Origin of the sequence: Brevibacterium luteolum, assembly GCF_025147615.1 — a bacterium.
Lineage (GTDB): Bacteria > Actinomycetota > Actinomycetes > Actinomycetales > Brevibacteriaceae > Brevibacterium > Brevibacterium luteolum.
In genome coordinates, this window is record NZ_JALXPM010000002.1 from 34,573 (window position 1) to 54,626 (window position 20,054).

Consider the following 20,054-nt stretch of genomic DNA (forward strand, 5'->3'; position numbering starts at 1 on the left):
GTCAGCGCGGCAGCAGCCAGCGGAACACCGCCCAATCCGGGACCCAGTCCGGCAGGCCGGTCATGAGCAGTCCCAGCCACACCACGCCTGCCACGAAAGCGCCCGTCAGCGTGGCGATGCCCAGCGACACAGACCAGTGGCTGGCGCGCAGCCATTCCGTCCATCTGTGCAGCACCGCCCGGCCCCACAGCAGCAGATTCTGCGCCCACTGGAACTCTGAGGCGATGATCGCCAGGCCGATGAACACGATGAGCCATCCAGGACCCGGCAGCGGCACGAGGATGAGCCCGATGACGATCACGGTTCCGCCCACGCAGCCGACGAGCCAGCGGTAGACGAAAGCGGTCTGCGGATTGCTCATGATGAACCTGCGCCAGCGCAGGAACGACAGCCGGGCACGCCGAAACCACGGCCGGCCCTTCTTGTGCGTGCGGGACAGCCAGCCATGGGGACGGGGATGGCGCTGTGTCACGCCACCAGTGTAAGGATTCCGGCTCCACAGCGTCCTCGGCACGCTCCCAGGTGAGCGTGCTTCCGCCGCGTGGGAATGGGCCAGAATGGGCCTCACAACCGTGTGACGAGCGTCACTGCCAGACGATTTGGCAACTTTGAGTTCACCCGATAGAGTTGTTTCTCGTTGCAAGGAAATCTCCCTCGCAATCATGCGGATGTGGCTCAGTTGGTAGAGCATCACCTTGCCAAGGTGAGGGTCGCGGGTTCGAGTCCCGTCATCCGCTCGGAGACAGGCCAGACCGTCTCACGGTGGAGTGGCCGAGAGGCGAGGCAGCGGCCTGCAAAGCCGTATACGTGGGTTCGAATCCCATCTCCACCTCGGCTTCGCCTTCGGGCGCAAGCGCGATTGGCGCAGCGGTAGCGCGCTTCCTTCACACGGAAGAGGTCACTGGTTCGATCCCAGTATCGCGCACGGCGTTGTACGCCATGCACAAGTGAATACGCCACCACGCACGTGGAATAGGCGCGATTGGCGCAGCGGTAGCGCGCTTCCCTGACACGGAAGAGGTCACTGGTTCGATCCCAGTATCGCGCACAGAACGAGAATGCCGGGCATAAGTGCCCGGCATTCTGCGTTCCCTCGGTCCTGCTGCAGGCGTGTGCACCCCGCTGTGACAATCCTGTGACGAGATCGCAACGAGGCTATGCGCCGACGGGCGGACCTGCCGGTTAAGCTGGGGTGGAACGCACTTACCGACCTCGACCTGAAAAGAGAGCCACCATGTCTTCTCAGCCCCCATACGGCTCCGATCCGTACGGCGACAGCGGCCAGGGCGGACAGCCCGGATACGGTTCGCAGCCCGGATACGGCGCCCAGCCCCAGTACGGTTCGCAGCCGAGCTACGGCGGACAGCCGCAGTACGGTGAGCAGGCCCCCAACTATTCGGCAGCCGGCGGCTACCCCGGCGGCGAGGCCGGCCCGGCCGACCAGTACTCACCGAACTACAGCGGCCAGGCCGACCCGTACGGCGGTGGGTACGGGAGCGGTTACGGCAGCGACTACGGATCCGGCGGCGACTCGAAGGCCCGCAACATCCTCGGCATCCTCGCTCTCATCGCCGGCATCATCGCGTTTCTGACCTCCGGCGGCGCGTGGATCCCGGTCCTTGGCTTCGTCGTAGCCGGCATCGCTTTGCTCCTGGCGGTCGCCGCCATCATCCTCGGCTTCATGGGCCTTTCTGCGGCTAAGCAGAACAAGGCGACCAACCGCGGAATGAGCATCGCCGGCCTCATCCTCGGCGGCCTGGCCCTGCTGGGCACGATCATCCTCGTCGTCGTCCAGGTCTTCCTCCTCAATTCGATGTCGAACGTCGACCCGTCGCCCACGGAGCAGCCGACCGATTCCGCGACCCAGGACCCCGGACCGACCGACGGAGCGCAGCCGACCGAGGAAGCCGAGCCGACCGAGGATCCCTCCCAGCAGGCAGGCGGGGCAAGCGAAGGCTCAGTGGACCTGACATCGGGTGTGACGCTGGCCGTGTCCGTCGGACCGGACAACGTCGACTTCGGCGCCAACACGACCAACGGCGAGATCGCGCGGGTCGTCTACACCATCGACAACACCTCAGGATCGGACTTCGACCCCGGCTTCCCGACGATCAAGTGCACCTACTCCGGTGGCACCTGCAACGACGTCTTCGACGGTGACTACTCGGGCGGCCTCGCCTTCGAAACCGTCCCAGCCGGAGAGAAGAAGGAATTCGCTCTCGGCTACGAGGTGCCCCACAGCGAGCTGGACTCACTCAAGCTCGAAGTTACCATCCCGAACTCGGACCAGGGCTACAACGCCCCCTACACCTTCGAGAAGAAGTAATCCGACCACCTGAGATGGGCTGAGGTTCCGGCAGCGGAACCTCAGCCCATCCGCTTCTGCCAGGCGGCAGAAGCGGTAGACTTTCACCGACCGCCATCACCGACGACATCAAGGAGCACCGCAGTGGCCGATTCCATTCAGCTCGAGGGCAGACAGATCCCATTCGAGGAAGGAATGACCGGCACGACGGTGTACGCCGACCGGAAAGACGTCATCGCCATCGAGCTCAACGGCGCCTCCGCAGACCTCGACCGCGAACTCTCACCCGGAGACGTCGTCAACCCGATCACCCTTGCCGACGACGAGGGACTCAACATCCTGCGCCACTCCGCCGGCCACGTCGTCGCACAGGCCGTGCAGGAGCTCTTCCCCGGCGCCAAACTGGGCATCGGCCCCTACATCACCGACGGCTTCTACTTCGACTTCGACGTCGCTGAGCCCTTCACCCCCGAAGACCTCAAGCAGATCGAGAAGCGGGCCAAGCAGATCATCAAGCAGGGCCAGGCATTCAAGCGTGTGGTCGTGAGCGAAGACGAGGCCCGCTCCCGCATGGCCGATGAGCCGTACAAGCTCGAGCTCATCGACGACCGGTCCAAGGCCGGTGACGACGAAGAGGCATCGGTGGAGGTCGGCGGCGACGAGCTGACCGTGTACGAGAACACCAACCGGCAGGGCGAAGCCGTCTGGCAAGACCTGTGCCGCGGACCGCACCTGCCGAGCACCAAGCACATCGGGCAGGGCTTCGCCGTCACCCGATCCTCTGCCGCCTACTGGCGCGGTGACCAGGCCAACGCCTCCCTGCAGCGCATCTACGGCACCGCCTGGGCCTCGAAGGACGACCTCAAGGCCTACCAGGACCGCATCGCCGAAGCCGAGCGCCGCGACCACCGCAAACTCGGGGCAGAACTCGACCTGTTCTCCTTCCCCGACGAACTCGGCTCCGGTCTGCCGGTGTTCCACCCCAAGGGCGGCATCGTCAAGCGCGAGATGGAGGACTATGTGCGCCGCCGGCACATCGAGGAGGGCTTCTCCTACGTCGGCACCCCGCACATCTCCAAGGAGTCCCTCTTCTACACCTCGGGACACCTGCCGCACTACGGGGAGAACATGTTCCCGGCGCTGCAGGTCGACGAGGTCCGCGACGAGGAGACCGGTGAGATCGTCAAGGCCGGCACCCCGTACCGGCTCAAGGCGATGAACTGCCCGCTGCACAACCTCATCTACCGTTCCCGCGGCCGGTCCTACCGCGACCTGCCGCTGCGGCTGTTCGAGTTCGGCACCGTCTACCGCGATGAGCCCTCCGGCGTCATCCACGGGCTCACCCGCGTGCGCGCCCTGACCCAGGACGACTCGCACTCCTACGTCGCCGAGGAAGACGCCGCCAAAGAGATCCGGCACCTGCTCGACTTCGTGCTCTCGCTGCTGCGCGACTTCGGCCTCGATGACTTCTACCTTGAGCTCTCCACCCGTGATGAGGACGGGAAGAAGAAGGACAAGTTCATCGGCTCCGACGAAGTGTGGGCGGAGGCAACCGAGGTGCTGGAGTCCGTGGCCCTGGAGACCGGTCTCGAACTCGTCCCGGATCCCGGTGGTGCCGCCTTCTACGGACCGAAGATCTCCGTGCAGGCGCGCGATGCGCTCGGCCGCAGCTGGCAGATGTCGACGGTGCAGCTGGACTTCAACCAGCCGGAGCGCTTCGACCTCGAATACCAGGCCGCTGACGGCACCCGCAAGCGCCCGGTCATGATCCATGCCGCGAAGTTCGGGTCGATTGAGCGGTTCTTCGGCGTGCTCACCGAGCACTACGCCGGCGCGTTCCCTGTGTGGCTGGCCCCGGTGCAGGTGACCTGCGTGCCGGTGGCTGAGGAGTTCTCGCCGTACCTGCACGAGGTCGCCGCGAAGCTGCGCGCCCGCGGCGTGCGCGTCGAAATCGACGACTCCGATGACCGGTTCCCCAAGAAGATCCGCAACGCCTCGAAGTCGAAGGTGCCCTACACCCTCATCGCCGGCGGCGACGACCGGGACGCGGGTGCTGTGTCGTTCCGGTTGCGCGACGGCAGCCAGGACAACGGGGTCGCCGTTGACGAGGCCATCGAGCGGATCGTGGAGGCAATCGAGATGAAGGCGCAGGTATGACCGGCGAGGACGTCAGCCAGGCAGCCGCCCGGATGCCCGAACCCGAGGCGGCCGCCGGGTTCCCCGGTGAACCCGACGGCCTGCAGCGGCTGTGGACCCCGCACCGGATGGTCTACATCGGCGGGCAGAACAAGCCCAAGGACGACAGCACCCCGGAGTGCCCGTTCTGCCTGGCGCCGAGCAAGGACGACGAAGAGGGCCTCATCGTCGCCCGCGGCGAGCACGTCTTCGCCGTGCTCAACCTCTACCCGTACAACCCCGGCCACCTGCTCATCTGCCCGTACCGTCATGTCGCTGACTACACGGACCTGACCGAGGAGGAGACGATCGAGATCGCGCACTTCACCCAGCAGGCGATGCGCGTCATCCGTGCGGTGTCGGCACCGCACGGCTTCAACCTCGGGATGAACCAGGGCGGCATCGCCGGTGCCGGCATCGCCGCCCACCTGCACCAGCACATCGTGCCGCGGTGGGGCGGGGATGCGAACTTCTTGCCGATCATCGCGCAGACGAAGGCACTGCCGCAGGTGCATGCCGACGTCCGCGAACTCTTCTCCAAGGAATGGGCCGCATGAAACCAGCCGACATCACCTCCCTCATCAGCTGCGCCGAGCCGGTCTCGGCCGGTGAGCGCATCCTCTGCCAGCTCACCCGCCCCGACGTCGAGGCCAACAGCTACCGCGCCCAGTACCTCGCCCGCCAGCTTCCGGTCACCGGCACTGACTCCGCCGCCGCGGCCCCGGCAGGGGAGTGGACCCGGGTCAGCCACGGCTGGAACGACAGCGCGCTCACCATCACCGATGACACCTGGGGATTCCTGCGCGCGACCGGCCCGAAGGAGACCCCGCAGCTGTTCGTCGGCACCGCCGGCGCCGAAGCCCGGCGCCTGACCGATGCACCCCTGGGAGTCAGCGGCTTCACCTTCGATCCCTCGGGTAAACGGGTCGTCTACCTCGCCCGCACCCCTGAAGAAGGCCGCTACGGCACCGACGAGGACATCAGCGCCGAGGCCGAGGCCCCGCGCCACATCACCGCAGCGACCTACCTCAGCGACGGCCTCGGCTACGGCGGCGACCGCCTCACCCAGCTGTACTCCGTCGACCTGACAGACCCGGGTCTGACCGCCGAGAGCCTGCTCGGCAGCGACGCGCTGCCGAAGTCCGAGCAGCTGACCGACCACGCCGAGGACGTCCGCGACCCGCAGTTCAGCCCGGCAGGACAGCTCAGCGTCATCGCAGGCCTCGAACAGCCCGCCGGCGACGTCGACCTGCGCTCCCACCTGTGGCTCATCACCGGTGACGGCATGGAGCGCATCGACCTGGGCATGCACAGCGCCCACGTCCACGCATGGCTCGACGACGACCGCATCGCCTTCATCGGCATCGAACACCGCCAGTCTGTCATCGACTTCGTCGCCGCACTGCCCGGCCTCTTCATCCACGACCGCTCCACCGGCCAGACTACCCGTGTCACCTGCGATGAGACGATCGAACTCGAAGGCATCCGGCCGGTCATCGCTGACGGCTGCGCCTACGTCGTCCTCACCGTCGACGGCTCCCAGCGCGCCGCCCGCATCCCGCTCGATGCCGGCACGGTGAGGCTGGCAGACGGTGAGCTCACGCTGGCCGAGGCGACCGGCGCCTCGGGTGCGGAGAGCGCGCCAGCCCTGCTGAGCCCACCCGAACTCGTCGTCACCGGCCTGTGCCGGCACGGCGAGCAGCTCATCGTCACCGCAGCGACCGTCACCTCACCCGGTGAGATCTTCGCCATCGACACCGCAGGCGGGCTCACCCAGCTCAGCGACTTCGCCACCGAGCTCGTCGACCAGCCGCTCGAGGTGACCACCCCGCAGCCGGTGTCGGCCCCGACCCCGCTCGGGGACGTGCACGGCTGGGTGGCGCTCCCGGATGGCGAGGGCCCGTTCCCCGTCGTCCTCAACATCCACGGCGGGCCGTTCTCCCAGTACACCGAGGCGCTGTTCGACGAGACCCAGGTGCTCACCGGTGCCGGCTACGCCGTCGTGTACGCCAATCCGCGCGGTTCCAACGGCCGCGGCCGCGCCTGGGGGCAGGCCGTGCAGGGCGATATGGCCGCCCCGGCACACGCCGATGTGCTCGCGATCCTCGACGCGGGACTGGCCGCCCACCCGCAGCTCGACGGCAGCCGGATCGGAGTCCAGGGCGGATCCTACGGCGGGTACCTCACCGCTATGATCCTCAATGCCGAGGACCGGTTCGCCGCCGGCATCGTCGAACGCGGCTACCTCGATCCGACGACCTTCATCGGCACCTCGGACATCGGCCGGTTCTTCAGCGAGGAGTACTCCGGACGCGACCCGGAGCAGGTCGCCGCCCAGTCGCCGATGACGGATATCGAGCGCAACACCACGCCCACGCTCGTCATCCACTCCGAACGCGATTTCCGCTGCCCGCTGGAGCAGGCGCAGCGCTACTATGCCGCCCTGCAGCGCGCCGGCACCCACACCGAGCTGCTCATCTTCCCCGGCGAGAGCCACGGGCTCTCCCGCACCGGCCAGCCGCGGCACCGCGTGCAGCGCTTCGAACACATGCTCAACTGGTGGAGCACGCACCTGCGCACCTGACAGTGACATCGACCGCGCCCCGCAGCCCCGGCGGGAGGCCGCCGCAACGACCGCACACGAGCTGGCGCACCAGCTCCGCTGAGAGGAAGCAGAATGAAAGCCCGCACCGCAGCACGCGTCGTGCTGCTCAACCCGGCAGGAGAGGTGCTCCTGCTGCATGTCAAGGACATGCACGACGATTCACGCCACTGGTGGATCACCTGCGGTGGCGGTGCCGAACTCGGTGAGACCGCTGTGCAGACCGCCGCACGCGAACTCTCCGAGGAAGCCGGCATCGAGTGCGACCCGGCCGACCTCCTCGGCCCGCTGGCCAGCCGGTCGTTCGTCATGGAGTTCAAGCACCACTCGACGATCCAGCACGAGACCTACTACGGCATGCAGTGCGATGAGGACTTCGACTTCGATGAGGCGATCTGGACCGACATCGAGAAGGCCTCGATCGTCGAGGGCCGGTGGTGGTCGCTGTCCGAGCTGAGCTCCACCACCGACGTCATCTACCCGCCGCAGCTGCCGGCCCTGGTGCAGATGGTGCAGCGCCGGGACGTGCCGGACGAACCGCTGGTGCTCGAATAGCGGCCAGTCGCGGCGGTACACTTCAGACAGCCGTGCGGCAGGCCCCGGCGCTGCTGACGCCGGCCGCAGACGGCACAGACGCACAACCGAGACGAGGAGACATCAGTGGCAGGCCACTCCAAGTGGGCGACAACGAAGCACAAGAAGGCAGCGATCGACGCCAAGCGCGGCAAGCTGTTCGCAAAGCTCGTCAAGAACATCGAAGTCGCAGCCCGCAACGGCGGCGCCGACGTCGAGGGCAACCCCACCCTGTTCGACGCGATCCAGAAGGCCAAGAAGTCCTCGGTGCCCAATGACAACATCGAGCGGGCCGTCAAGCGCGGCGCCGGACTCGACGGCGGCGGCGTCGACTACGAGACCATCATGTACGAAGGCTACGGCCCCGGTGGTGTCGCCATGCTCATCGAATGCCTGACCGACAACCGCAACCGCGCCGCCTCCGAGGTCCGGGTCGCTGTGACCCGCAACGGCGGGTCGATGGCGGATCCCGGTTCGGTCTCCTACAACTTCAACCGCAAGGGCGTCATCGTCGTCCCCGCCGAGGGCACCGATGACGAGGCGATCATGGAGGCCACCCTCGAAGCCGGCGCCGAAGAGGTCAACGACAACGGCGAGACCTTCGAGATCATCTCCGAGGCCACTGACCTCGTCGCCGTGCGCACCGCACTGCAGGAAGCCGGCATCGACTACGATTCGGCCGACGCCTCCTTCGTGCCCAACATCGAGGTGCCCCTCGACGCGGCGACCGCGGAGAAGGTCTTCAACCTCATCGACGTGCTCGAGGACTGCGATGACGTGCAGAACGTCTACTCCAACGCCGACGTCTCCGATGAGGTGCTCGCCGAGCTGAACGGCGCCTGAGCCGATGCGCGTGATGGGAGTCGACCCGGGCCTGACCCGCTGCGGCATCGGCGTCATCGACGCCGCGCGCATCCACCGGCCGGCTCTCGTCGCCGTCGATGTCATCGAGACCCCCAGCGTCAGCGCCGTCGACACCCGCCTCGGCGCGCTGGCCGATGCCTTCGACCGGTGGCTCGATGCGCACCGGCCCGATGTCGTGAGCATCGAACGGGTCTTCGCCCGCCACAACGTCTCCACCATCATCGGCACCGCGCAGGCCTCCGGGCTGACGATGGGCCTGGCCGCCCGCCGCGGCATCCCCGTGGCCATGCACACCCCGTCCGAGGTCAAAGCCGCGGTCACCGGCAGCGGCCGGGCCGGCAAGGCGCAGGTGACGAACATGGTCACCCGGATCCTGCGGCTTAACGCCCCCGTCAAGCCCGCCGACGCCGCCGACGCCCTGGCCCTGGCGATCTGCCACCTGTGGCGCGGTGCCGGATCTGCCGGCTCGACCCCAGGCGCGACGAAGGACGTCGACACCCGGCAGGGTGCTGGCCGGCAGGGCAGCTCGCTGACCCCGGCCCAGCAACAGTGGGCGGCAGCCCTCAAGAGCGCCGGAACGCCGCGTCGCCGGTGACACCGGGCCCGAGGCGTGCTGGCCTCGGCACACGCCGGAGCCGAGGTGCCCGGTTCCGTCCGTGCGACCGGCTAGAGTGGTATTCGTACATACGTTCACACCTGGAGCTTGAGTGATCACCTACCTTTCGGGCACGGTCGCCAGCGTGCGCCCCGACAGCCTCACCGTCGTCACCGCCGGCATCGGCCGCCGCGTCTTCGCCACCCCGGCCCTGACCTCTGGCGTGCGCCACGGCCAGGACATCGAACTGCACACCGTGCTTGTCGTCCGCGAGGACTCACTGACCCTCTTCGGATTCGGCGACGCCGCCGAACGCGACCTGTTCGAAACCCTGCAGACGATCTCCGGCATCGGCCCGCGCCTCGCCCTGGCAGTCCTCTCGGTGCTCAGCCCCGAGGAGCTGAGCCAGGCGATCGCCGATGAGAACCAGGCCGCACTGACCAAGGTGCCCGGCATCGGCAAGAAGGTCGCCGCCCGGCTCATGCTCGAACTGGCCGGCAAGCTCACCTCCTTCCCGCAGCCGTCAGGCACAGCTGCCGCATCCGCGGCCCCGGCCGGCGGTGCCGATGCGGTCTCCGCGCAGGTCGTCGAGGGACTCGTCAACCTCGGGTGGCGGCAGGCGCAGGCGGAGAAGGCCGTGGCCGACACCCGCGCAGAGTTCGACACCGAACCGACGACACCTGAACTGCTCAAGGCCACCCTCAAGTCCATCGGCGGGCGCGTATGAGCGAACCGAGCTACGAAGTCGAGTTCACCGGAGACGACCTCACCGGTGCCGAAAGCGCACGCCTGACCGGCGCCGGGGCCGATGACGCCGAACGAGCAGCCGAGGTCGCGCTGCGCCCGCGGGGCCTGAAGGACTTCACTGGACAGCCGCAGGTGCGCGAACAGCTCTCCCTCGTCCTCGACGCCGCAGCTGCCCGCAACCGCTCCCCCGACCATGTGCTGCTCTCCGGCCCGCCGGGACTGGGCAAGACCACCCTGGCGATGATCATCGCCCATGAGCTCGGCACCCAGATCCGCGTCACCTCGGGCCCGGCCGTCCAGCACGCCGGCGACCTCGCAGCGATCCTGTCCTCGCTCGAAGAGGGCGAAGTGCTCTTCATCGACGAGATCCACCGGGTCGCCCGCGCCGCCGAGGAGATGCTCTACGTCGCCATGGAGGACTTCCGCGTCGACGTCATCGTCGGCAAAGGACCCGGCGCTACCGCCATCCCGCTCGACCTGCCGCCCTTCACCCTGGTCGGGGCGACCACCCGCTCCGGCTTGCTGCCGGCACCGCTGCGCGACCGCTTCGGGTTCACCGGCCACCTCGACTTCTACTCCGAAGGGGACCTGCACACTGTGCTGCGACGCTCAGCCCAGATGCTCGACATCGAAGCTGATGCCGCCGGTCTGCAGGAGATCGCCACCCGCTCCCGCGGCACCCCGCGCATCGCCAACCGGCTGCTGCGCCGAGTGCGCGACTGGGCACAGGTCCGCGGCCGCGGCGTCGTCGACTACGACGCCGCACGCGCCGCACTCAAGGTCTACGAAGTCGACGAGCGCGGACTCGACCGGCTCGACCGCGCTGTGCTGCGCGCCCTCTGCGAGCGTTTCGACGGCGGACCTGTCGGCCTGCGCACCCTGGCCGTGTCCGTAGGGGAGGAGCCGGAGACCGTCGAAGAGGTCGCCGAACCGTTCCTCGTGCGCGAAGGACTCATCTCCCGCACCCCGCGCGGACGCATCGCCACAGGTCAGGGCTGGCGACACCTCGGGCTACCCCCGAAGGACGCCGAACGGGCTCTCTTCGAGTTCACAGACGACGATTAGTGATTGCCGCCGCGTCGCCACTAGACTGACTTCTTGGCTATAGCCCCGTCATATCGAAAGGCTGATCTCACTCGTGGATCCCACAACACTCATCTTCCTTGGCCTCGGCGCCCTCATGCTGTTCTTCCTGTTCAGCAGCCGCAAGAAGCAGAGGGCCCGCCAGGAGAGCATCAAGTCCAATCTGGTGCCCGGTGCCGAGGTGATGACGACGTTCGGTGTGTACGGAACCGTGCTCACCGTCTCGCCGGAGGACCACATCGTCACGATCGAGAGCGGTCCCGGCACTGTGCTGCGCATCCACCAGCAGGCCATCGGCCACATCGAGCCGGCCGCCGGTGTCGCCACCGACGGGCTGTCCGATGACACCGCTGCCGCTGATGCCGACCGCGACCTGCCTGCCGATGACACGCTGGCCTCCGATGACCGCCTGGCGGACGACCGCTTCGACGACTCGGATCGCCTCGACAACTACCGCGGCGGCAACTACGGCGGCGGCGACTACACGTCCGACAACGACCTCGATGACCCGCGCCGCGATGACCGCGGTGACGACTTCAAGGCCTGATCACATCCCAACGAAAGATCCCCTGTGTCAACTTCCGCAGACAAGCCCCGTCCGGGACTGCGCTTTGCGTGGCTGACGATCTTCACGCTGGCCCTCGTCGCCCTCATCGGCGGCGGGGCCATCTGGTCGAACGCCTCCTGGACCCCGAAGCTCGCCCTCGACCTCGAAGGCGGCACCTCCATCATCCTCGAGCCGCAGCTGGAGGATCAGCGCATCACCCAGGAGCAGCTCGAGCAGGCGGTGGCGATCATCCGCCAGCGCGTCGACTCCACTGGTGTGTCCGAAGCTGAGATCACCACGCAGGGCGACCGCAACATCATCGTCAACCTGCCGGGCAACCCGGACGAGCAGACCCGTGAGCTCGTCCGCTCCTCGGCACAGATGGTGTTCCGCCGTGTTGCCGTCGTCGCACCTCCCGAGCCGGACACCGGCGAGCAGCCTGCCGAAGAGCAGGGCGAGGAGGGCAACGACGCCACCGATGAGGAGAAGAAGCAGCTCGAGGAGCTGCTCAAGGACCAGGGCAATGAAGAGGCCCCCGCGGAAGAAGAGCCAGCACAGGGCGGCGCCGGTTCAGTGACCGGCACTGAAGGTGCCGACGTCACGGCCCAGCAGCCCAGCGATGCCGGCACCGTGCCCGGCCCGGCCGGCAACCCCGGCGACGCTGAGGATGCCGAGTCCGGTCAGGGCACCGTCAAGGAAGGCGAGTTCCCGCGCTTCGATCCGCAGACCGACCAATCGTGGCTGACCCCGGAGATCCTGCAGACCTTCCAGGAACTCGACTGCACCAAGGAAGAGAATCGCATCGGCGGCGAAGCAGCCCCTGACGACCAGCCGGTTGTCGCCTGCGACCAGAGCGGTGCGGCGAAGTACGTGCTCGGACCCGTCGAGTTCGACGGCTCCCACATCACCGACGCCGAGTTCACCTTCGAGACGACCGCACAGGGCGCCCAGACGAACCGCCCGGCAGTATCCATGACGCTCGACAACTACGGCGCTGAGGCCTTCAGCCAGATCTCCGGCAAGCTCACCGGCCTGCAGGAGCCCTACAGCCAGTTCGCGATGGTGCTCGACGGCCAGGTGCTCTCAGCACCGCGTTCCCAGGCACACATCACCGACGGCCGGATGATCATCACCGGTCAGTTCACCGTCGAGGAAGCCGAGACCCTGGCCAGCCAGCTGAAGAACGGCTCCCTGCCGATCAGCTTCCAGGTCCAGAGCGAACAGCAGATCTCACCCACCCTGGGTGCCGACTACCTCGCCAAGGGCCTGCTGGCCGGCGGTATCGGTCTGCTGCTCGTCGTCGGATACTCGCTCATCCAGTACCGCGTGCTCGGACTGGTGACGGTCTCCAGTCTCGCTGTCGCCGGTGTGCTGACGTATCTGCTCTTGCTGTTCGTCACCTGGCGCTACGGCTACCGGCTGTCACTGGCCGGTGTCGCCGGTCTCATCGTCGGCATCGGCATGACAGCGGACTCGTTCATCGTCTACTTCGAGCGCATCCGAGACGAGCTGCGCTCCGGGCGCAAGCTCACAAGCGCCGTCGAGATCGGCTGGGATCGCGCCAAGCGCACGATCTTCGCCTCGAAGGCCGTCAACATGCTCGCCGCCGTCATCCTCTACATCCTCGCCGTCGGCAGCGTGCGCGGCTTCGCATTCACGCTCGGCCTCACGGTCATCGTCGACGTCATCCTCGTCATCCTCTTCACCCACCCGATGCTGCAGGTGCTGGCCCGCACCCACTTCTTCGGACACGGCCACCCGTGGTCGGGCATGGACCCGCGCCAGCTCGGCGTCAAGATGGCCGCCTACCGCGGTGCGATGGGCCTGGATCTGGAGAAGGCGAAGGAGAAGTCGAAGAAGCGCGGCTCCTACAAGGAGGCCAAGCGCCGTCAGGCCAGCATCGACAAGCGCTCCGGCTCATCGACGCGCGCCAGCCGGAAGTCCACCGGCACACTCACCGCCGACCGTTCAGAGCTCTCGATCGCCGAGCGCAAGGCGCTGCGCGAGAAGGAAGCCCGCGAACGCGAAGCCGGTGCTGACGCCGATGAGGCACGCACCGACAGCGACGACGTCACTGCCGGAGCAGGACGAAAGGACGGTGATGCCCGATGATGCGCTCGTTCTTCGCCTGGGGCAATGACCTGCACTCGGGCCGCACCTCGATCCCGTTCATCAAGCGCTCGAAGCTGTGGCTGGGCATCGCGATCGCCCTCATGATCGCCTCGCTCATCGTACCGCTGCTGGGCGGATTCAACCTCGGCATCGCCTTCAAGGGCGGTTCCCAGTTCCAGATCGCCAACACCTCGGACACCTCCGAGCAGCACGCTCACGACGCAGTTGCGGAGGTCGTCGGCAACAACGTCTCGACCACGGTCGTGCCGACCTCGGACACGTCCATCAAGATCGACACCGACCAGCTGACCGACGATCAGATGCAGCAGGTCCGTGACGCGCTCGTGACGTCGTACAACGTCGAGAACGCCGACGTCACTTCGAACTTCGTCGGCCCGAAGTGGGGTCAGGACGTGACTGAGAAGATGACGCGCGCACTCGTCATCTTCGTCGCGATCGCGATGCTCGTGATGGCGATCTACTTCCGCACCTGGAAGATGTCACTGGCAGCGATCCTCGGTCTCGTCTTCGTCATGGTCGTCACGATGGGCATCTACTCCGCCCTCGGCTTCGAAGTCACCCCGGAGGCGATCATCGGCTTCCTCACCGTGCTCAGCTTCTCGCTGTACGACACAGTGGTGGTCTTCGACAAGATCCGCGAGAACACCGAGGACTTCAAGGAGAACAACCGCATGAAGTTCTCCGAGCTCGTCAATCTCGGCGTCAACCAGACGACCGTGCGCTCGATCAACACCTCGATGATCTCGGTGCTGCCGATCGCAGCGATCCTCTTCATCGGCGTGTTCCTGCTCGGCGCCGGCACCCTGACCGACATCGCGCTCTCGCTGTTCATCGGCACGATCGTCGCTGCCGCCTCGACCCTGTTCGTCGCCTCGCCGCTGTACAACCTGCTGCGGCAGAACGAACCGGCCGTCAAGGAGCAGGAGGCGATGGTCGACGAGCACCGCCGCAAGCGCGGACTGCCCGACCGCCCACCCGTGCTGTTCGAGGACGTGCGCGCCTGATCCGCATCAGCGAACACGCTCGCCTCGCCCGCGCACAGCACAGAAGCGCGTAAGATAGACAGACCATGGCAGGAATGCTCTCCTGTCATGGTCTGTTGATTATGTGACGAAGGGAGCGACACGTGGCCGACACCACCGGTGAGTCCACGCGCAGGCCGCGCGGCATCTCCCGCCTGGCCTTCTGGACGGCCCGCTCCCAGCATGCCCCGCAGCACCCGAAGGCCCTCGGCCCGCTGCTGCAGGCAGTCGCCCACAACCATCCCAAGGACGATGTCGAGCTCATCGTCCGGGCCTACCGCACCGCCGAGAAATGGCATCGCGGCCAGATGCGCAAGAGCGGCGACCCCTACATCACCCACCCGGTCGCGGTCGCCACCATCCTCGCCGAGATCGGCATGAACTCCTCGACGCTGGCCGCAGCGCTGCTGCACGACACCGTCGAGGACACCGAGTACAGCCTCGACCAGCTGCGCGAGGACTTCGGCGACGAGATCGCCCTCATGGTCGACGGCGTCACCAAGCTCGACAAGATCGAATACGGCGCAGCCACGCAGTCCGAGACCGTGCGCAAGATGATCCTGGCGATGTCCAAGGACATCCGGGTGCTCGTCATCAAGCTCGCCGACCGGCTGCACAACGCCCGCACGTGGAAGTACGTGCCGGCCGCCTCGAGCCAGAAGAAGGCCAAGGAGACCCTGGAGATCTTCGCTCCGCTGGCACACCGGCTGGGCATGAACACCATCAAATGGGAGCTCGAGGACCTGTCATTCCAGGTGCTCTACCCGAAGGTGTATTCCGAGATCGTCCGGCTCGTGGCCGAACGCGCCCCGGAGCGCGAGAAGTATCTGGCGATCGTGTCGAAGGAGATCAAGGAGGAAGCCGGCGAGGCCAACATCATCGCCGAGATTTCCGGCCGCCCGAAGCACTACTACTCGATATACCAGAAGATGGTCGTCCGCGGCCACGAATTCGCCGACATCTACGACCTCGTCGGCGTGCGTGTGCTGGTGGAGACGGTGCGCGAATGCTACGGCGTGCTCGGCCTCGTCCACGCGAAGTGGTCGCCGATCGCTGGCCGGTTCAAGGACTACATCGCCATGCCGAAGTACAACATGTACCAGAGCCTGCACACCACCGTCATCGGGCCCTACGGCAAACCGGTCGAGATCCAGATCCGGACGCATGAGATGCACCGGCGAGCCGAGTTCGGCATCGCCGCGCACTGGAAGTACAAGGACCGCCGCAAGGTCAACCCCCAGGCGATCAACGCCGCCGGCGGACGGATGGCCAAGGTCGGCGACTCCGGCGAGGTCGACCAGGTCGCATGGCTGCGTCAGCTGCTCGACTGGCAACGGGAGACCTCCGACCCGGACGAGTTCCTCGACAACCTGCGCTTCGAGGTCAACTCCAAAGAGGTCTACATCTTCACGCCCAAGGGCGACATCATCTCCCTGCCGGCAGACGCGACCCCGGTCGACTTCGCCTATGCCGTCCACACCGAGGTCGGACACAAGACGATGGGCGCACGCGTCAACGGACGGCTCGTCTCCCTGGACTCGAAGCTGCACAACGGCGACGTCGTCGAGGTCTTCACCTCCAAGGACGAGAACGCCGGGCCGTCCCGCGACTGGCTGGCCTTCGTCACCAGTCCTAGGGCGCGCAACAAGATCCGCCAGTGGTTCTCCAAGGAGCGCCGCGAAGAGGCCATCGAGACCGGCCGCGACCAGCTGGCCCGGGCGATGCGCCGCCACCATCTGTCAGCTGATGCGCTCATGAGCCAGGAAGCTCTGCTCGTCGTTGCGAGTGAACAGCGGCTGCCGGATGTCACCGCGCTCTATGCTGCGATCGGCAACGGCAACATGTCAGCCGCCCACGTCGTCGATCTGCTGGCCAAGGAGGTCTCGGCAGACGAGCAGGAAGATGACCAGCCGACGACCGAGATTCTGCGGCCGTCGAATCGGCGCGGCAAGTCCCGCGGCCACCATTCCTCAACCGAGGGTGTGCGCGTCAAGGGCTCTGATGACATCCTCGTCAAGCTCGCCCGCTGCTGCACACCCGTGCCCGGCGACACCATCATGGGATTCGTCACCCGCGGCGCCGGGGTGTCCGTGCACCGGACCGACTGCAAGAACGTCTCGAGTCTCAAACGCGAACCCGAGCGCATCGTCGAAGTCGAATGGGCACACCACTCGCAGGGCATCTACCTCGTCCAGATCCAGGTCGAGGCACTCGACCGCGCCGGACTGCTCTCCGACATCACCAAGGTCCTCACCGACAACCACGTCAACATCCTGTCTGCCTCGGTGGCGACCTCACGGGCCCGGGTGGCGCAGTCGCGGTTCGTCTTCGAGATCGGCGACTCCACCCACCTCGACACTGTGCTCTCGGCCGTCAAACAGGTTGAAGGCGTCTTCGACGTCTACCGCATCACCGGCGGCTGAACCACCGGTCTCAGCGGATCGGCAGCAGCGTGCGCGCATGGGGGATGATGTCACCGAGCAGGCCGCGCATCCGCACGAGATGCGGGCGCCGGTACTGCTCAGCGACGAACCGGGTGAGCGCGATCTGCTCATCGAAGCCGACTGACTCGAGTACGGCCTGCGCGCCGGCGCGCACCGTCTCCTCGTCCGTGTCAGCATCGAGGAGCTCATAGAGCAGGTCGTACAGCGTCCGCTCCGGTGTCGTCAGGGCCAGCCCGGCCAGCTCAGCTTCTTCGGCGGGGCACACATCGCGTTCGTGGACGACGACCGGCAGGCGGGCAGCCCGGATGCGGCGCCGCACCCGTGTGGTGTATTCCGCAACCACCGGCGCCAGACCCGAACCCCACCACACCCAGTGCGCCGACCGGTGGCTGAGCACCAGTCCCGGCAGGGGAGCGGCCTCGACGCTGCTGGCCCGCAGCCGCGCATCGACCGGCATGCCCACCGGCGCCCAGCAGGTTGCTGAGAGCCGGAAGGCCAGCCCATCGAAGGTCAGCTCCATGAGCTCGGTGTAGCTCAGCGGCTCACCCAAACGCAGCAGATCATCCATGCCCCCACTCTGGCCCAGCTCATGCCGGCAGACCAGGCGCTGGCCGGAATCTGTGGACAGAGCACTGCGGCCCGCCTGAGGACAGGCGAGCCGCAGTCGGCAGTCTCAATCAGACGCAGGCGTCACTGCATCTCTTCAGCCGTGCGGGCGACCTGGTCGCGCCAGGCACGGCGGGCCTCCAGGGCCTCACGCGCCTTGGCGATGTCGCTGTCCTTGCCAGCGGCCTCGGCCTTCTCCAGCTCGGCCTCCAGCTCAGCGATCGAGGCATCGAGCTGGGCGAGCATGCCCGAGGTGCGGGCCTGGTGCTCCGGATTCGTGCGCCGCCACTCAGCGTCCTCCGCCTCAGCCAGCGCCCGCTCAACAGCGCGCAGCCCGCCTTCCATCCGGGAGATATCAGCTCGGGGCACCTTGCCGGCGTCCTCCCACCGATCCTGGATGACACGCAGCTTCTCCTTCGCCGTCACCGGATCGGTGATCGGCAGCAGCGCCTCAGCCTCAGCCAGCAGCTTCTCCTTGACCTTGAGGTTTTCGCCGTACTCAGCCTCGACCTCCTCATTGGCCCGGTTGCGGGCCGCGAAGAACCGATCCTGGGCGGCCCGGAACTTCGCCCACAGAGCGTCGTCGTCCTTGCGCCCGGCACGCGGTGCGGCCTTCCACCGGTCCATGAGGCGCCGGTACTGCTGGGCGGTCTCACGCCAGTCGGTCGAATCCGACATCGCCTCAGCCTCGGTCACGAGCTTCTGCTTGATCCGCTTTCCCTCAGCGTTGCGCTCATCGAGAGCGGAGAAGAACTCGCGGCGGGCCTTGTCGAAGCGGTTGCGGGCCTTGGAGAACCGGCCCCACAGCTGCTGGTCCTGCGAGCGCGGCAGCCTCGGCGTCGTCGCCTGCACCTGCTTCCACTGCTCGAACAGCTCCTTCATCCGGGCACTCGACTGCTTCCACTGCACACGCGCCGGATCCGCATCGGCGATCGCCTCGGCTTCCTCGACGACCTTGATGCGCGCCTGCAGGCCGGCAGCCTTCGACTCCTCATGCGCCTGTGCCTGCTGGGCAGTGGCCTCGGCTGCCTTCTCCGAGACGGCATCGAGCCGGGCGCGCAGCGCATCGAGATCACCGACGACCTGCGCGTCCGCGAGCGCCTCACGCTGGGTGCCGGCCGCCTCGGCGACAGTGGCACCGGCGGCACCAGCAGCCAGGCGCTGCTCCAGCAGCGTGACGGCATCGGCGAGATCGAGGTACTTCTTCGCGAAGTACTCCAGCGCCTGGGCCTCATCGGCATCCGGGTACTGGCCGACCTCCCGCTCACCATCAGAGGTCTTGACGTAGACCGTCGAGTCCTCACCGACCCGGCCGAACGTCTTCGCCTCAGCGATCTCCGCGGTCCGGTCGTGGGCCGGTGCCGCCGGGGCGGCAGGGGCCTGACCGGGCCGGGGACGCAGGGCCGCCGGCGAGGGGACCGCCGAGGGCTTGGGCACCGGCGCCGGCTTCGGCTTCGGGGCGTCGGAGGACTGGGAAGCGCCGGCAGGCGTGGGCGCGGAAGTGGACTGCTGCGTCTCGTCGGTCATATGGCACCTTGTCGTATCGTCGGTCGAATCCTGTGACGGATCACTCAACGCGGGAATGTACCTTCCCAGCATAACGACAAAACCGCGCGCGCCCGCCGCGCTCCGCACGGGTCGATACACTGGTGGCATGGAGATTGCTGGAGTCCGCGCCGAGTTCCTCGACGTCAACTGCTATGCCGTCGCCGCTGAGCATCCCGAGGGGCAGGCACGCGAATGCCTGCTCGTCGACGCCGGCTTCGACTGCGCCCCGCGCATGAAGACGCTGCTCGACGAACTCGGCTGGACCCCGGTCGCGGTGCTGCTCACCCACGGCCACCCCGACCATGTCCTCGGCCTGCCCCGCCTGCGCGAGGTGTTCCCGAGCCTTCAGGCCCACCTCGCCGCCCCTGATGTTTACCGGCTGGCCGACCCTGCCGGCACCCTGTCACCGGAGCTGGGGCAGATGCTCGGCGGGATGATCGGCGACTGGACCGCGCCCGAGGTGGTCGAGACCGCCGATGGTGCGTGCTGGCAGGCTGCCGGGCTGGTGATCGAGGCGACCTACGCGCCCGGGCACACCGAGGGGTCGACACTCTGGCGGGTGCGCGACACCTCGGGCGCGGCCGAGGATCTGGAGGTGCCCGAAGTGCTCTTCACCGGCGATGTGCTCTTCGCCGGATCGATCGGGCGCACCGACCTGCCCGGTGGTGACGATCAGGCGATGCGCACCTCGCTGCGCATGTTCGCCTCGATGCCGGACACCCCGATCCTGCCCGGGCACGGGCCCGGCAGCACGATCGCCCACGAGCTGCGCACCAACCCCTTCCTCTGAACCGGCGCCTGCCGCAGGGG

The 20,054-nt window shown here is 67.2% G+C and carries 17 protein-coding genes and 4 tRNA genes; 18 read left to right on the forward strand and 3 right to left on the reverse strand.

Annotation, left to right across the window (positions count from 1 at the left end; genetic code table 11):
• Position 1: 1 nt before the first annotated feature.
• Complete coding sequence (locus M3C25_RS00800) at positions 2–472, reverse strand: TIGR02611 family protein (RefSeq protein ID WP_259854573.1); 471 nt, start codon at positions 470–472, stop codon at positions 2–4.
• Positions 473–664: 192 nt separating this feature from the next.
• Between M3C25_RS00800 and M3C25_RS00805 the strand changes: the two genes are divergently transcribed.
• The 17 genes from M3C25_RS00805 (at position 665) to M3C25_RS00885 (ending at position 17,069) form a co-directional block, all read left to right on the forward strand.
• Positions 665–737, forward strand: a tRNA-Gly gene (locus tag M3C25_RS00805).
• 24 nt (positions 738–761) lie between these two features.
• Positions 762–832, forward strand: a tRNA-Cys gene (locus M3C25_RS00810).
• Positions 833–853: 21 nt separating this feature from the next.
• Positions 854–925: transfer RNA gene (locus M3C25_RS00815), tRNA-Val, on the forward strand.
• Positions 926–976: 51 nt separating this feature from the next.
• Positions 977–1,048, forward strand: a tRNA-Val gene (locus tag M3C25_RS00820).
• Between the two features lie 186 nt (positions 1,049–1,234).
• Positions 1,235–2,326, forward strand: coding sequence for a hypothetical protein (locus M3C25_RS00825; RefSeq protein ID WP_259854575.1), 1,092 nt, complete (start codon positions 1,235–1,237; stop codon positions 2,324–2,326).
• A gap of 123 nt (positions 2,327–2,449) precedes the next feature.
• A complete protein-coding gene (gene thrS, locus M3C25_RS00830; RefSeq protein WP_259854576.1) occupies positions 2,450–4,462 on the forward strand; it encodes a threonine--tRNA ligase in 2,013 nt (670 codons plus the stop codon).
• Complete coding sequence (locus tag M3C25_RS00835) at positions 4,459–5,037, forward strand: HIT family protein (RefSeq protein WP_180964676.1); 579 nt, start codon at positions 4,459–4,461, stop codon at positions 5,035–5,037. The genes thrS and M3C25_RS00835 overlap by 4 nt, the downstream gene beginning before the upstream one ends.
• Complete coding sequence (locus M3C25_RS00840) at positions 5,034–7,064, forward strand: alpha/beta hydrolase family protein (protein ID WP_102160349.1); 2,031 nt, start codon at positions 5,034–5,036, stop codon at positions 7,062–7,064. Before M3C25_RS00835 ends, M3C25_RS00840 begins: the two co-directional genes overlap by 4 nt.
• A gap of 93 nt (positions 7,065–7,157) precedes the next feature.
• Positions 7,158–7,637, forward strand: coding sequence for an NUDIX hydrolase (locus tag M3C25_RS00845; protein WP_102160347.1), 480 nt, complete (start codon positions 7,158–7,160; stop codon positions 7,635–7,637).
• 105 nt (positions 7,638–7,742) lie between these two features.
• Positions 7,743–8,498 carry a YebC/PmpR family DNA-binding transcriptional regulator gene (locus M3C25_RS00850; RefSeq protein ID WP_102160345.1) on the forward strand — a complete coding sequence of 252 codons (756 nt, stop codon included), beginning with the start codon at positions 7,743–7,745 and terminating at the stop codon, positions 8,496–8,498.
• A 4-nt stretch (positions 8,499–8,502) separates the two neighbouring features.
• Complete coding sequence (gene ruvC / locus M3C25_RS00855; RefSeq protein WP_259854578.1) at positions 8,503–9,114, forward strand: crossover junction endodeoxyribonuclease RuvC; 612 nt, start codon at positions 8,503–8,505, stop codon at positions 9,112–9,114.
• 112 nt (positions 9,115–9,226) lie between these two features.
• The gene (gene ruvA, locus M3C25_RS00860) at positions 9,227–9,841 is read left to right on the forward strand and encodes a Holliday junction branch migration protein RuvA (RefSeq protein WP_102160341.1); all 615 of its coding nucleotides are present in this window, start codon (positions 9,227–9,229) and stop codon (positions 9,839–9,841) included.
• A complete protein-coding gene (gene ruvB, locus M3C25_RS00865; RefSeq protein ID WP_259854579.1) occupies positions 9,838–10,926 on the forward strand; it encodes a Holliday junction branch migration DNA helicase RuvB in 1,089 nt (362 codons plus the stop codon). The genes ruvA and ruvB overlap by 4 nt, the downstream gene beginning before the upstream one ends.
• A 73-nt stretch (positions 10,927–10,999) precedes the next feature.
• Positions 11,000–11,491 (forward strand): preprotein translocase subunit YajC, encoded by a 492-nt coding sequence (locus M3C25_RS00870; RefSeq protein WP_259854580.1) that lies wholly within the window; start codon positions 11,000–11,002, stop codon positions 11,489–11,491.
• 24 nt (positions 11,492–11,515) lie between these two features.
• Positions 11,516–13,603 carry a protein translocase subunit SecD gene (gene secD / locus M3C25_RS00875; protein ID WP_259854581.1) on the forward strand — a complete coding sequence of 696 codons (2,088 nt, stop codon included), beginning with the start codon at positions 11,516–11,518 and terminating at the stop codon, positions 13,601–13,603.
• Positions 13,603–14,628: a protein translocase subunit SecF gene (gene secF / locus M3C25_RS00880; RefSeq protein ID WP_165884759.1), complete on the forward strand. Its 1,026-nt coding sequence runs from the start codon at positions 13,603–13,605 to the stop codon at positions 14,626–14,628. Before secD ends, secF begins: the two co-directional genes overlap by 1 nt.
• 122 nt (positions 14,629–14,750) lie before the next feature.
• On the forward strand, positions 14,751–17,069 hold the full coding sequence (locus tag M3C25_RS00885) for a RelA/SpoT family protein (RefSeq protein ID WP_375544663.1): 2,319 nt from the start codon (positions 14,751–14,753) through the stop codon (positions 17,067–17,069).
• A gap of 10 nt (positions 17,070–17,079) precedes the next feature.
• Here M3C25_RS00885 and M3C25_RS00890 read toward each other — a convergent pair whose 3' ends face one another.
• Both M3C25_RS00890 and M3C25_RS00895 read right to left on the reverse strand, forming a co-directional pair.
• Positions 17,080–17,658 (reverse strand): hypothetical protein, encoded by a 579-nt coding sequence (locus M3C25_RS00890; RefSeq protein ID WP_102160335.1) that lies wholly within the window; start codon positions 17,656–17,658, stop codon positions 17,080–17,082.
• 122 nt (positions 17,659–17,780) lie between these two features.
• Positions 17,781–19,223, reverse strand: coding sequence for a DUF349 domain-containing protein (locus M3C25_RS00895; RefSeq protein ID WP_170274218.1), 1,443 nt, complete (start codon positions 19,221–19,223; stop codon positions 17,781–17,783).
• A gap of 127 nt (positions 19,224–19,350) precedes the next feature.
• On the opposite strand from M3C25_RS00895, the gene M3C25_RS00900 reads away from it, so the two are divergent.
• Positions 19,351–20,034 carry an MBL fold metallo-hydrolase gene (locus M3C25_RS00900; protein ID WP_102160331.1) on the forward strand — a complete coding sequence of 228 codons (684 nt, stop codon included), beginning with the start codon at positions 19,351–19,353 and terminating at the stop codon, positions 20,032–20,034.
• Positions 20,035–20,054: the final 20 nt, after the last annotated feature.

Excerpts from the sequence above, each read along its gene's own strand:
- M3C25_RS00825 (WP_259854575.1), top strand. The coding sequence starts at position 1,235 with ATGTCTTCTCAGCCCCCATACGGCTCCGATCCGTACGGCGACAGCGGC.
- M3C25_RS00835 (WP_180964676.1), top strand. The coding sequence starts at position 4,459 with ATGACCGGCGAGGACGTCAGCCAGGCAGCCGCCCGGATGCCCGAACCC.
- M3C25_RS00840 (WP_102160349.1), top strand. The coding sequence starts at position 5,034 with ATGAAACCAGCCGACATCACCTCCCTCATCAGCTGCGCCGAGCCGGTC.
- M3C25_RS00845 (WP_102160347.1), top strand. The coding sequence starts at position 7,158 with ATGAAAGCCCGCACCGCAGCACGCGTCGTGCTGCTCAACCCGGCAGGA.
- ruvC (WP_259854578.1), top strand. The coding sequence starts at position 8,503 with ATGCGCGTGATGGGAGTCGACCCGGGCCTGACCCGCTGCGGCATCGGC.
- ruvB (WP_259854579.1), top strand. The coding sequence starts at position 9,838 with ATGAGCGAACCGAGCTACGAAGTCGAGTTCACCGGAGACGACCTCACC.
- secF (WP_165884759.1), top strand. The coding sequence starts at position 13,603 with ATGCGCTCGTTCTTCGCCTGGGGCAATGACCTGCACTCGGGCCGCACC.
- M3C25_RS00890 (WP_102160335.1), bottom strand. The coding sequence starts at position 17,658 with ATGGATGATCTGCTGCGTTTGGGTGAGCCGCTGAGCTACACCGAGCTC.
- M3C25_RS00895 (WP_170274218.1), bottom strand. The coding sequence starts at position 19,223 with ATGACCGACGAGACGCAGCAGTCCACTTCCGCGCCCACGCCTGCCGGC.
- M3C25_RS00900 (WP_102160331.1), top strand. The coding sequence starts at position 19,351 with ATGGAGATTGCTGGAGTCCGCGCCGAGTTCCTCGACGTCAACTGCTAT.